The sequence below is a fragment of the Streptomyces vulcanius genome (assembly GCF_042653945.1).
GTDB lineage: Bacteria > Actinomycetota > Actinomycetes > Streptomycetales > Streptomycetaceae > Streptomyces > Streptomyces mangrovi.
The window spans coordinates 39202-51469 of sequence record NZ_JBHSFK010000009.1 but is presented as its reverse complement, the minus strand read 5'-3'; the positions used below and the strand labels follow the sequence as shown (position 1 = coordinate 51469).

The 12268-nt window shown below is 73.6% G+C and carries 8 protein-coding genes; 1 reads left to right on the top strand and 7 read right to left on the bottom strand.

Annotated elements, in window-relative coordinates; translation table 11 throughout:
• Positions 1-19 precede the first annotated feature (19 nt).
• Both ACFPIH_RS15550 and ACFPIH_RS15545 read right to left on the bottom strand, forming a co-directional pair.
• The gene (locus ACFPIH_RS15550; RefSeq protein ID WP_385876948.1) at positions 20-1624 is read right to left on the bottom strand and encodes a CAP domain-containing protein; all 1605 of its coding nucleotides are present in this window, start codon (positions 1622-1624) and stop codon (positions 20-22) included.
• Between the two features lie 101 nt (positions 1625-1725).
• The gene (locus tag ACFPIH_RS15545) at positions 1726-2928 is read right to left on the bottom strand and encodes a serine hydrolase domain-containing protein (protein WP_381172761.1); all 1203 of its coding nucleotides are present in this window, start codon (positions 2926-2928) and stop codon (positions 1726-1728) included.
• Positions 2929-3220: 292 nt separating this feature from the next.
• Here ACFPIH_RS15545 and ACFPIH_RS15540 point away from each other — a divergent pair, with 292 nt between their 5' ends.
• Complete coding sequence (locus tag ACFPIH_RS15540; protein WP_381172668.1) at positions 3221-5029, top strand: M4 family metallopeptidase; 1809 nt, start codon at positions 3221-3223, stop codon at positions 5027-5029.
• Positions 5030-5045: 16 nt separating this feature from the next.
• Here the strand turns inward: ACFPIH_RS15540 and ACFPIH_RS15535 are convergent, their stop codons facing one another.
• The 5 genes from ACFPIH_RS15535 to ACFPIH_RS15515 all read right to left on the bottom strand — a co-directional run bounded on the left by ACFPIH_RS15535 (position 5046) and on the right by ACFPIH_RS15515 (position 12228).
• Positions 5046-8042: a helix-turn-helix transcriptional regulator gene (locus tag ACFPIH_RS15535; protein ID WP_385876946.1), complete on the bottom strand. Its 2997-nt coding sequence runs from the start codon at positions 8040-8042 to the stop codon at positions 5046-5048.
• A gap of 196 nt (positions 8043-8238) precedes the next feature.
• Entirely contained in the window at positions 8239-8592 is a 354-nt protein-coding gene (locus ACFPIH_RS15530; RefSeq protein WP_381172672.1) for a UBP-type zinc finger domain-containing protein, read from the bottom strand.
• A complete protein-coding gene (locus ACFPIH_RS15525) occupies positions 8589-10052 on the bottom strand; it encodes an ATP-binding protein (RefSeq protein WP_381172763.1) in 1464 nt (487 codons plus the stop codon). The genes ACFPIH_RS15530 and ACFPIH_RS15525 overlap by 4 nt, the downstream gene beginning before the upstream one ends.
• An 11-nt stretch (positions 10053-10063) precedes the next feature.
• Positions 10064-11740 (bottom strand): NAD(P)/FAD-dependent oxidoreductase, encoded by a 1677-nt coding sequence (locus ACFPIH_RS15520; protein ID WP_381172674.1) that lies wholly within the window; start codon positions 11738-11740, stop codon positions 10064-10066.
• A 134-nt stretch (positions 11741-11874) separates the two neighbouring features.
• Positions 11875-12228 (bottom strand): VOC family protein, encoded by a 354-nt coding sequence (locus tag ACFPIH_RS15515; RefSeq protein WP_381172676.1) that lies wholly within the window; start codon positions 12226-12228, stop codon positions 11875-11877.
• Between the last annotated feature and the right edge of the window lie 40 nt (positions 12229-12268).

Genomic DNA, 12268 nt, shown 5'->3' with positions numbered 1-12268 from the left:
TGTCCGACACCCGTTGGCCTCAGGCGCCGAAGAGCTGGGTCCAGTACGTGCCGGCCGGCCCGCCGCCCGCGTAGCCGACGCCGATGTGGGTGAAGGCGGGCTTGAGGATGTTGGCGCGGTGGCCCGGGCTGTTCATCCAGCCCTCCACCACCTCGGCGGGGGAGCGCTGGCCGCAGGCGATGTTCTCGCCGATCGTCCGCCGGGTGGAGCCCGCAGCGGCGGCCCGGTCCCATGGCTGACTGCCCTCGGGCGACGTATGGGAGTAGAAGGCGCGCGCCACCATGTCCGCGCAGTGCGCCTGGGCGGCGGTGGTGAGCAGGGGATCGACGGCGAGCGGACGCAGTCCCGCCCGGGCCCGCTCCCGGTTGGTGAGGTCGACGACCCCGGCCGCCGTGCTGGCCAGGCCGTCCGGAGTGAGCGGGCTCGCCCACAGGGCCGTCCAGTACGTGGTGCCGCGGCGGTCGGTGGCGTGCGCGAGGGCGGTGTGGGTGAACGCCGGGTCGAGCAGGGTACGGCGGGCGTCGTCGGTGCGCAGGCAGTAGTCCACGAACTCGGCGGGCGTACGCGGCCCGGAGACCAGGTGCTCGCCCACGGTGAGATACCGGTACCCGGCGGCCGTGACCCGCTGGTGCACCGAGACACCGTCCCGGCCCTCACCACCCAGCCGCCCGGCGTCGGCCATGGCCGCGGCATGCCGACCGGCGGCCGAGCCGAGCCGCGCGTCCCACGAGACGGGCGGCGAACCGGCGGCGGCCCGGGCGGGGTTGACGAGGGCGAGAATGCCGTCGGGACCGTCCGCCAAGGGCGCCGAGGCGCGCTGCGCCCCCGGGGTGGCGGCGGTCCGCGCGGGGGCCTGGGCGTTGTACGGGTTCGGGGCGGTGGTCCGCGTGGGGGCCTCGGCGTGGTGTGGGTAAGGGGCGGCGGTCCGCGCCCGACCGCTGTCGGTGCCGGGCGGTGAGCCTGGGCGCGCGCCCGGGGCGGTGTGCGGGGGGGCCTGCGGGCGGTGTGGGCTCGGGGCCGTGGGGGGCGAGCCGCCGGTGGCCGCGCCGGGGGGTGTGAGGCGCGTGCCTCGCCGTGGCGGCCGGGCGGCGGACCGCGTGGGTCCTCCGCGCGGGGCAGGGTCCGCTGCCGTGGCCGCGCCGCTGTCCTCTACGACGTCCACCCCGAAGTCCCTGGCCAGCCCCGCCAGTCCGTCCGCGTAGCCCTGGCCGAGTGCCCGGAGCTTCCAGCCCGTGCCCCGCCGGTACACCTCCGCGAGCAGCAGCACCGTCTCCTGCCGTGGGGCGGGCGGCGCGAACCGGGCGAGGACGCGGCCCCGGGGGTCGGTGACCTGGAGTGCGGGCGCGGGCAGCCGGGCCAGGGGGGTGCCCGGGTCGGCGGCGCTGATCACCACCGTGACCCGGGTGGCCCCGGCGCGCAGCCGGCCCGGGTCCAGCGTCAGCGTGTCTCCCTGGAGGCGCGCGCCCGGGGCCGTCGGCTGGTTGTAGAACACGAAGTCGCCGTCGCCGCGGACCTTGCCGCTGTCGTCGGTGACGAGCGCGCAGACGTCGAAGGGGCCGGGCACCCGGACGGCCAGGGCGCCGCCCGGGAGGGGCACGTTGCCCCCGGGGACCAACTCGCTCATCCTGCCGCCCTGGTGTCGTCGCACGCGCGTACTGCCCGTTGCCGGTACTGCCCGGACAACGGACACCGGGGAGGCCGGGTTCCCGGCGCGCCGGCCCCGGGTCAGCGTCCGGCCAGGTCCTCCGCCACGTCGTAGGCCGTGCCGGCCGCCTTCGTCGCCGTGCGGGTGCGCGCGCCGGTGCCGCAGAACGACGACTCCAGGGTGCGCAGCATCGTGGTGTGCACCTTGGAGCTGTTGGAGGAGTTGGCGAGCGCCGACAGGGTGCGCCGGCCGTCCCCCGAGGTGAAGGCGTACGAGTAGTAGCCCTGCACGGCACCCGTGTGCCCGTACACCGACACCCCGCACGACAGGTCGCGGCGCCGCAGTCCGAGGCCGTAGGCCTGGCTGCCGCCCGCCGGGACCCAGCGGCGCATCTGCTTCAGCGCGCCGGCCGACATCAGCTTGCCGCGCAGCAGGGCCGACAGGAAGGTGTCCAGGTCCTTGGTGCTGGAGATCAGGGCGCCCGCGCTCTGCGCCCAGGACACCGTCTGCCTCGTCGCGTCGACCAGGGCCGCGCCGGAGGTGTCCGGGGTGAGGTAACCCCGGGTGTACCGGCCGGGAAGGGCGGTGCCGGGGTGGACGTAGAACGTGTCGCGCAGCTTCAGCGGCTCGATGATCCGCTTGCGGTACTCCGTGCCCACGGTGTGCCCCGTCAGCTTCTCGATGAGCAGGCCCGCGACGACGAAGTTGGTGTTGGAGTAGGAGTAGGCCCCGCCGGGCGCGGTCGTACGCGCGTGACTCAGCGAGCGCTTCACCAGCTGACGGTAGGTGAAGACCTTGGTGCGCACGGCCTCGAAGCCGGAGACGGACCGGGCGAACATGTCGTTGCTGTAGTCGTACAGACCGCTGCGGTGGCTCAGCACGTGGCGGACCGTGATCCGGTTGTCGGGCAGCAGCCCCGGCAGATAGCGGTTGACCGGTGCGTCGAGGGAGAGCTTGCCCGCGTCGACGAGTTGCAGCAGGACGACCGCCGAGAAGGTCTTGGTGACGCTCCCGATGCGGAAGCGGTCGGCGTTGTTCAGCGCCCGGCGGGTCCGCCGGTCGGCGACACCCACGGCGAGCTGGTGCACCGTGCCGCGGTCGTCGAGCCGGGCCATCGCGCCCGGTGCGCCCTGGCTCACCGCCGTGCGCAACACGCCGCGCAGACCGGTGAGGTCGGGACTGGGCAGGGTGGCGGCGGTCGCGGCCGGGGTGGGCAGCAGGAACACCAGGGCCGCCGCACAGAGGGCTGTGGCGACGGATCTGCGTCGTCCGCGCCGGCTCATGTCCGGTGCGAGATGGGTCACATTCACCCGAGGGAACCTTCTTCCGTCGTGTCACATCTTCACGGGCGACGCACAGTTGATGGCTTTTGGTGTCTCGTCGATCACAGTGCGTCGAGGGTGCGCCAAGTATCGCCATGAAACGCGCTGGATGCGATGATTTCGGCTTTACATGGACATGACTTGTCCGTAAGGGTGGGATTCGAGGGCCCGACCAGCCCCTATGACGCCCAACGGCGCCATGCGCGAAGGCGGTTGGGGACACCGGCCCGCCTGGACGAAAGAAGCCGCACCTTTGCACAGCGCACACATACGCGGCGTGGCGGTCGCCATAGCCGTCACCACGGCCGCCACCGGCCTGACCGGCACGGCCTTCGCGGGCCCGTCCGCGGGGGAGACGCGGGCCACGACCACCGCCGCCACACAAGCCACCGCCGACGCGCAGGCCACCGCGGTGGTGCGGGCCGCCCGCGCCGCCGCGTTCGCCCACGCCGCCGCGAGCGGCGTGACCCGAGGCGACGAACTGCGCCCGCAGGACGTCATGATCGACCCGGAGGGCGCACGCCACGTCCGGTTCGTCCGCACCCACCAGGGCATGCCGGTCCTCGGCGGCGACCTCGTCGTCCACCTCACCAAGGGCCTCGCCTACGCGGGCGTGACCCGCGCCGCCGGGCACACCGTGGCCCCCGCCACCGTCAAGGCCCGGCTGACGGCGGCCCAGGCCGAGGCCAGGGCCGCCGCCGTCGCCGAGGGCGAGGCCGGCACCGCCGCGCCGGTGGTCGACGCCCGCGCCGGGGCCTCCGCGCTCGCCTACCAGGTCCGGGTGACCGGCAGCGACACCGCCGAGGCCGACGGCTCCCGCACGGTCGTCGTGGACGCCGTCACCGGCAGGGTCCGCAGCAACGTGCCCGACAGCGACGAGTTCCTCTCGCCCAAGCTGGTCGACACCCTGCGCGAGCGCGGTGAGTCCCTCGACCCCGCCACCGGCACCGCGCCCACCACCGCGGGACTCACGGCGGGCGTCGCCGCCGCCCCCCGCTACCCCGCCACCGCCAAGGGCACCGGCAGCTCCCTGTTCGTCGGCAAGGTACCGCTCACCACCACCCGCACCGCCGCCCGCAGCTATCTGCTGAAGGACCCCACCCACGGGGGCACCGAGACGCGCGACGCCAAGAACAAGGAGCTGGAGAACTTCGCGCGCGGCACGAAGCTCACCAGCACCACCAACAAGTGGGGCAACGGCGCCGTCTCCAGCCGCGCCAGCGCCGCCGTCGACGCCCAGTACGGCGTCGTCCAGACACTCGACTTCTACAAGAAGACCCTCGGCCGCAAGGGCATCGAGAACAACGGCAAGGGCGCCCGCGCCATGGTCCACTTCGGCAAGAAGGTGGGCAACGCGTTCTGGGACCCGGCCTGCGACTGCATGCTGTACGGCGACGGAGACGGCGACCTCATCAAGAAGCCCCTCGTCGTCCTCGACGTCACCGGCCACGAGCTCACCCACGGCGTCGTCGACGCCACCGCCGGCCTGGAGCCGACCTACGTCGACGCCGACGGCAACCAGTACGGCGAACCGGGCTCGCTGAACGAGTCACTCGCCGACGTCTTCGGCTCCAACGTCGAGTTCAGCGCCAACAACCCCAAGAACCCGCCGAACTACCTGGTCGGCGAGAAGCTGGGCCTCGACCAGAAGTTCCTGCGCCGCCTCGACAAGCCGTCCCTGGACGTCCTCGAGCAGGCCATCGACTACTGGTCGCCCCAGACAGCGTACACCGAGGTCCACGCCGGCTCGGGCGTCTCCTCGCATGCGTACTACCTCCTCGCGGAGGGCAGCGGCAAGAAGAAGATCGGCACCGTCACCTACGACTCGCCGACCTACGACGGGGCCGCGGTGAAGGGCATCGGACGCGCCAAGGCCACGAAGATCTACTACCGTGCGCTGACCCGCTACATGGTCTCCTCGACCGACTTCCACGGCGCGCGCACCGCGACACTGAAGGCGGCCAAGGACCTCTACGGCCTCAACAGCACCGAGTACAAGGCCGTGAACCGCTCCTGGGCGGCCGTCAACGTGACCTTGGCGAACACACCGGCCGCTCGCTAGCCGGCCACGCGGCGCGTCACCCGGGCGCGCCGCCGGACTCCGGGACCAGCAGCCCCTCCCGGTAGGCGATCGCCACCGCCTCCGTGCGGCTCGCCGCGCCCACCTTGGCGAGGATGTTGGAGACATGGACGCTCGCCGTCTTGCCGCTGATGAACAGCTCCTCGCCGATCTGCCGGTTGCTGCGCCCGAGCGCCAGCAGCCGCAGCACGTCCTCCTCGCGCGCGGTGAGCGCGATCGACCGGTGCCGGGCGCCGGGCGCGGCGTCCCCGAGGCGGCCCCGGCGGATCAGCGCGTCCAACCGCTCCAGCAGCGGCGCGGCACCCAGCCGTAGGGCCGTCTCGCGGGCCGAGGCGCCCTTGGCGGCGGCCTCCTCGCGCCGGTCCGCCGCCAGCAGGGCCTCCGCGTAGCGCAGCCGGCAGCGCGCCAGTTCGTACACATCGCCGTCCGCGAACGCGGACACCGCCTTCTCCCAGGCCGCCGCGTCCGGGCCCGCGACGGCCCAGACCCCCTCCGCCTCGGCGCGGGCCAGCCAGGCCTGTCCCTCCGGACCCTGCGGCGTGCCCGTCTCGGAGCGCAGGGCCGCTTCCCGCGCCGGCTCCAGCAGCTCGCCCGCGACCTTCGCCCAACGGCCGGCCGCCGCCTCGTCGCCGGTGAGCCGGGCCGTGGCCGCGGCGTCGGCGACCGGTGCGAGGGCGAGCGCGGTGAGCCGGACCACGGCGTCCGGGCGGCTGCCCGCGTCGTCGGTGAGCGCCTCGACGGAGGACCGCAGCTGCGCCACCGCAACCTCGGCGCCGTCCCACCGGGCGGCCGCGTCGGTCAGGACGATGCTCGCGACGAGCGCCGCCATCCAGTCCTCCGGGCCTTCGAGCAGGGCGCGTGCCTGCTCGACGACGGCCCGGTCGCCGCGGCCCAGCGCCGTGTACAGCGCCGCCCCGACCGCGTATCCGCCCGCCGCGGGCAGCACGGCCAGATCGGTCTCCGCCGTCCGCAGGCACTCGTCCCAGCGGCCCAGCGTGTACAGCACCAGCAGGTGCAGATAGCGCATCTCCAGCGGATACGGCGAGGACAGCAGCCCCGCGCGACGGGCCCGGTCCAGGCCCTCGGCGAGCCACGGCAGGCTCTCCCGCGGGTCCCCGGCCTCGTACGCGGTGATGGCCAGCGTGAACAGCGCGCGCAGCTCGACCGGCGCGTTGCCCGAGCCCCGGGCCAGCTCGCGCGCCCGCAGCAGATGCGTGCGGGCGCCGGGGGAGCGGCGGCCACCCTCCTCCAGATTGGCCAGCGAGATCAGCAGGTCGGCCTGCGCGTCCGCCAGCCCCAGCCGCTCGGCGGCGTCCAGCGCCCGGCGGGCGACCCGCGCCGCCGTCCCGGTGTCGCCCACCTGACGTGCCGCCAGGACGTGCGTGGCCGCCGCCCACACCCACGTCGGCGTCGGCGGCTCGGCGGGGATCATCTCCAGCGCCTCACTGCTGTAGCCGAAGGCGGCCCGCAGGCTGTCGACGCCCATCAGGGTGCCGGCCAGCGTGTAGCGCACGCGTGCGGCGAGTTCGGTGTCGGTGTCCCGGCCGATGCCCGCGAGAGCGGCCCGGTTGAGGGCCACCGCCCGGTGCGCCTCCCCGGCGTGCGCCGCCGCGGCCGAGGCGCGCAGCATGAGCGTGACCCGGTCGGTCCCCTCGCCCGACGGCCGGGCGGCGGCGTCCACCGTCGCCCACAGGTCCAGGACGGCCTCCAGATGGTGCCACTCCTCGGCGGGCGCGCCGAGGCGCCGGGCGTGGTCGGCGGCCTCCAGGGAGGCGGTCAGCGCCGCGGCCGGGGCGTGGCTCTCGCGGTGGTGGTGGGCGCGCTCCGCGGCCGTCTCCGCCCGCCGGCCCGGTCCGGCCAGCAGCCGTGCGAACGCGCCGTGCAGCCGCGACCGCTCACCCGGGAGCAGATCCGCGTACACCGCCTCACGGGCGAGCGCGTGCCGGAACGCGTACGTACGGCCGTCCCCGGGGACCAGCAACTGGCGGCCGACGGCCTCGCGCAGCGCCGACTCCAGCTCCTCCTCGGGCAGCCCCACGGCGTCCCGCAGCAGGTCGTGCTCCACCCGCCGCCCCGCCACCGCCGCCGTACGCAGCACCAGCTGGGCGGTCTCGGAGAGCTGTTCGACCCGGATGAGCAGTACGTCGGCCAGCGCGCTCGGCATACCACCGGACTCCGCGCCCGCCGACGCGAGCAGTTCCTCCGCGTAGAAGGCGTTGCCCTCGGCGCGCGCCACGATCGACCGCACCGTGGCCTCCGGCAGGGGCCGTTCCTCCAGCGCGCGCACCAGGCGGGTGACGTCCGGGTCGGCCAGTGGCCGCAGCTCCAGCCGGTCGACGCCCGGCAGCCGCACCAGCTCGGCCAGCAGCGGGCGCAGCGGGTGCCTGCGGTGCAGGTCGTCCGCGCGGTAGGAGGCCAGCACCGCCAGCCGGTGGGTACCGGCGCCGCCCGAGGGCCGCTGGAGCAGGCCCCGGCTGAGCAGGAAGCGCAGCAGGTCCCGGGAGGACTGGTCGGCCCAGTGCAGGTCCTCCAGGACGAGCAGCAGCGGCGCGGTCCGCGCGAGGTCGGCCAGCAGCCCCGCCATCCCCTCGAACAGCCGCAGCCGCCCACCCGAGTCCCGCTCCGTGCCGGTGTCCGGACCCGTGCCCAGCAGCCGGTCGACCACCGGATACGCGGCGAGAACAGGAGCGAACCGCTCGTCGGCGGCGAGCGCCCCGAGGATCTCCGTGAACGGCAGATACGGCAGCCCGACGTCACCGAGGTCCACACAGTGACCGGTGAGCACGGTCATCCCGGCCCCTACCGCCCGCGCCGCGGTCTCGTCCAGCACACGGGTCTTGCCCACGCCCGCGTCCCCGGCGACCAGCACCGCCCGCGCCTCCCCGGCCCGGGCGCGCTCCAGCACACCGGAGAGCCGGGTCAGTTCCTCGTCCCGGCCGACGAGCGGACGGGCGAACGGACTGGTGAACGGGCTGGCGAACACGGTCGGTGACACGGTCCCATCCTGTCACGCACCACCGACACCGGGGCCGAGGCCGGCGAGGGAGCGGGCGTGCCGGGTGGGCTGCGGAGCGGCACCCGGGGCTGGGCGCGGCCGCGCGACCCGCCCTTCACCGCCGACAGCGGCGGCGCGCTGGGCGGCCAGGACACGGCCGAGGCGCAGGCGCTGCTCGCGGACGCCTCGGCCGGCCTCAGCGGTGCAGCGACCGCGCCCAGTCCTCCGGCACCCGCCCGGCCGGCCCCGGCACGGGCTGGTCCTCGGGGTGGGCGACCGGCGGCGCCAACTCCGGCCCCGACTCGTACAGTTCGTCGGCCGAGAAGTCCCAGAACCACTCCTCGCCCGGCTCGAAGCTGCGGATGAACGCGTGACCGGTCGTCTTGTAGTGGGCGGAGGCGTGCTGGGCGGGGGAGGAGTCGCAGCAGCCGATGTGGCCGCAGGTCGCACAGCGCCGCAGATGGAACCACCAGCCCCCGACCGTGTCGCACTCCACGCAGCCGGTGCCGCTGGGCGGGACGCTCGGGTCGATGGCGTCGGTGTCGGTCATACGGGTTCCTCCGCGGGCTCTGACAGGGGGTCCTGGTCGTCGGGTTCGGGGGCGGTCAGCGGCAGCAGCACCTGGAAGCGGGTGTCGCCCGGCGCGGACTCCACCTGGAGGCTGCCGTGGTGCTTGTTGACGACGATCCGCCAGGAGATGTCCAGGCCGAGACCGGTGCCCTCACCCACCGGCTTGGTGGTGAAGAAGGGGTCGAAGATCCGGCTGCGGATCTCCGTCGGGATACCGGGACCGGTGTCGCGGAACTCCACCAGCAGCCGGTCGTCCTCCCGTGCCGTGCGCACGGTCAACGTGCCTTCCCCACCACTGCTGTTGATGGCGAACACCGCGTTGTCGACGAGGTTCGTCCACACCTGGTTGAGCTCCGCCGGGTAGGCCGGGACCTCCGGGAGCGTACGGTCGTAGTCCTTGACGACTCCGATGCGCTGCCCGATCTTCCCGGAGAGCATCAGCAGGGTGCTGTCGAGGAGTTCGTGGACGTCGACGACCCGGTAGGGGGCGCGGTCGAGCTGCGAGTACTGCTTGGCCGCGTCGACGAGGTGCGAGATGCGGTTGGTGGAGTCGGCGATCTCGTCCATCAACAGCTCGGTCTCGACCGTGTAGTTGAGCCAGCCGACCGCGCTCGGCAGGATGTTCTCCTCCACGGCGGCGGCCACTTGCTCCAGCCAGTCCACGTCGAGCCCCGCCTGCACGAACACCGGCGCGATCCGCCAGCCCTCCTGGATGCCGTGGTCGTCGAGCCAGTCGGCGAGCGCGTCCTCCCGGTCGGAGGCCTCCAGCGGGCTCAACACCGGTGCCTTCGCGACCAGTTCGGCCGTGCGCTCCTGGATCTCGATCAGCCGGGTCAGGGCCTCGGGGTCGTACGCGCCGGAGGCGATGACGCCCAGCTTCTGGCGCATCTTCGCCACCCGCTCCCGCAGCGTGGCGGTGGCCCGCACCGCCGCCGCGGCGGGGTTGTTCAGCTCGTGGGTGAGCCCCGCCGACAACGAGCCCAGGGCGAGCAGCCGTTCGCGCTGGCCGATGGCCCGCTGGGTGTTCTTCGAACCGAAGAAGAGCCCCTCCAGCAGATGCGTCCCCATCGGGAACCACTCCTGCATGACGGCTGCGAACGACTCGGCGGGCAGCACGAAGAACCTGGTCGGCTCGGTCACCCGCATCGAGTTGTTGTAGACCTGCGGCACCCGGTCACCCAGGTACGCCTGCATGGCCCCCGAGTACACCCCGCGCTGCGAGGTGCGGCTGACCTCCACGTCGTCCCCGCCGACCCGGCGGGACAGCACGACCGTGCCCTCGATCATCACGTAGAAGCAGGTCGCGGGATCGCCCTCGGTGTAGACCGGACCGGGCTCGAACAGCTCCACCCGCCCCTCCGCGCACAGCCGCCCCAGCTGCTCGGGGGCGAGCTTCTCGAACAGGAACAGCGAGCCGACCTCCGCCGGGCTGCACGGCATCAGCCGCCCGCTCACGACTGCTCCAGATACCGGTGGACGAGCATCACGGCCATGGCTCCCTCTCCTACGGCGGACGCGACCCGCTTGGCGGACTCGGCGCGCGCGTCGCCCGCCACGAACACGCCGGGCACGCTGGTCTCCAGGTGGTACGGCGGCCGGTCCAGCTCCCAGTCCGCCGGCGGCCGTCCGTCCGGTGTCAGATCGGGCCCGGCGAGGATGAACCCGCGCCCGTCGCGCAGCACGGTGCCGTCCAGCCAGTCGGTGAGCGGGGCCGCGCCGATGAACACGAACATCCACTGCGCGTCGACGAGTTCGGTCTCGCCGGTCACCACGTCCCGCAGCGTCAGCTGCTCCAGGCGCCCGTCGCCGTGCGCCTTGTCGACGACCGTGCGGGCGCGCACCGAGATGTTCGACGACTCCTCGATCTGCTGGACCAGGTAGTACGACATCGACGCCGCCAGGGACTCCCCGCGCACCAGCAGCGTGACCGACTTGGCGCCCCGCGCCAGGTACATCGCGGCCTGTCCCGCCGAGTTGGCGCCGCCCACGATGTACACGTCCTGCCCCTGGCAGGAGGCCGCCTCGGTGAGCGCGGAGCCGTAGTACACCCCGCAGCCGGTCAGGTCGTCGCAGCCCGGCGCCGCCAGCTGCCGGTACGACACACCGGTCGCCAGGATCACGCTGTGCGCCGCCACCGCCGAGCCGTCGGAGAACCGTACGACCCGGGCGGCGCCGTTGACCTCCAGGCCCGTCACCTCGCGCGCGGTGAGGATCTCGGCGCCGAACTTCGTCGCCTGCCGCCGTGCCCGGTCGGTGAGCTGGGCGCCGGACACGCCGTCGGGGAAGCCCAGGTAGTTCTCGATGCGGGAGCTCTGCCCGGCCTGTCCGCCGGTCGCCGACCGCTCCACGAGCACCGTGCGCAGCCCCTCCGAGGCCCCGTACACGGCCGAGCCGAGGCCCGCCGGGCCGCCGCCGATCACCACCAGGTCGTAGAACTCCGCCGTCGGCGTGGTCGCCAGACCCACCCGAGAGGCCAGCTCCGGCGCGTCCGGTTCGACCAGCGTGTCGCCCTCCGGGGTGATCACCAGCGGCAGCCGCTGGCCGTCCGCCCCGGCCGCCGCCAGCAGCCGCTGTCCCTCGGGCTCCTCGGCGGAGTACCAGCGGTACGGCACCTGGTTGCGGGCCAGGAACTCCCGGACGTCCGAGGAACGCGCCGACCAGCGGTGCCCGACCACCTTCGTGGCGGGCACCGGCCGGTAGTCGCTGGTCCGCCAGGCCTCCAGCAGGTCGTCCAGGACGGGGTAGAGCTTCTCCTCCGGCGGGTCCCAGGGCTTGAGCAGATAGTGGTCGAGGTCCACCACGTTGATCGCGTCGATCGCCGCGTTGGTGTCCGCGTACGCGGTCAGCAGCACACGCCGGGCGCCCGGGTGGATGTCCAGGGCCTGTTCCAGGAACTCGATGCCGTTCATCTGCGGCATCCGGTAGTCGGCCAGGATCACCGCCACCAGGTCGCCGCGCAGCTTCAGCTCGCGCAGCGCCTCCAGCGCGGACTCGCCGGACTCGGCGCGCACGATCCGGTACGAGGCGCCGTAGCGGCGCCGCAGGTCACGGGCGACGGCACGGGAGACCCCCGGGTCGTCGTCCACGGTCAGGATGACGGTCCGCGCGGTTTCGGCGGCCTGTGCCATACGTCTCCCACCCCGAGAGCGGTCAGGACTGATGGGATCTTGCTGAAGGAGCTGGCTGATTGTCCTTCAAACGCCCATCGTATGTTCGACGGCCCCGGTTCGCGCCGTGCTGCCGGTGGATCGTGCACGCACGGTCAAGCCTGCCGTCGCGCGAGCACACAGAACTCGTTGCCCTCGGGATCGGCGAGTGTGACCCACGACTGCTCGCCCTGGCCCACATCCGCGTGGCGCGCGCCCAGGGACAGCAGCCGGGCCACCTCCGCCTGCTGGTCCTGCGGGCGGAAGTCCGGATGGAGCCGGTTCTTGACCTGCTTGCCCTCCGGCACCGGGACGAAGATCAGCCCCGGCAGCCGGTCCGGAGCCGGCCGGATCTCGAACTCGTCCGGCTCCTCCGCGACCACCACCCAGCCCAGCGCCTCGGCCCACCAGCGCCCGAGCGCCACCGGGTCGGCGGAGTCGACGACCACTTGTTCCCATTCGAGACTCATGCCGTCCAGCGTAGTGAAGACTGGCCCCGACGAAGTGATC

What these genes read in the sequence shown, in the direction of transcription:
- ACFPIH_RS15550 (WP_385876948.1), bottom strand. Translation starts at nt 1,624, where the DNA reads ATGAGCGAGTTGGTCCCCGGGGGCAACGTGCCCCTCCCGGGCGGCGCC.
- ACFPIH_RS15545 (WP_381172761.1), bottom strand. Translation starts at nt 2,928, where the DNA reads ATGAGCCGGCGCGGACGACGCAGATCCGTCGCCACAGCCCTCTGTGCG.
- ACFPIH_RS15530 (WP_381172672.1), bottom strand. Translation starts at nt 8,592, where the DNA reads ATGACCGACACCGACGCCATCGACCCGAGCGTCCCGCCCAGCGGCACC.
- ACFPIH_RS15525 (WP_381172763.1), bottom strand. Translation starts at nt 10,052, where the DNA reads ATGCCGTGCAGCCCGGCGGAGGTCGGCTCGCTGTTCCTGTTCGAGAAG.
- ACFPIH_RS15520 (WP_381172674.1), bottom strand. Translation starts at nt 11,740, where the DNA reads ATGGCACAGGCCGCCGAAACCGCGCGGACCGTCATCCTGACCGTGGAC.
- ACFPIH_RS15515 (WP_381172676.1), bottom strand. Translation starts at nt 12,228, where the DNA reads ATGAGTCTCGAATGGGAACAAGTGGTCGTCGACTCCGCCGACCCGGTG.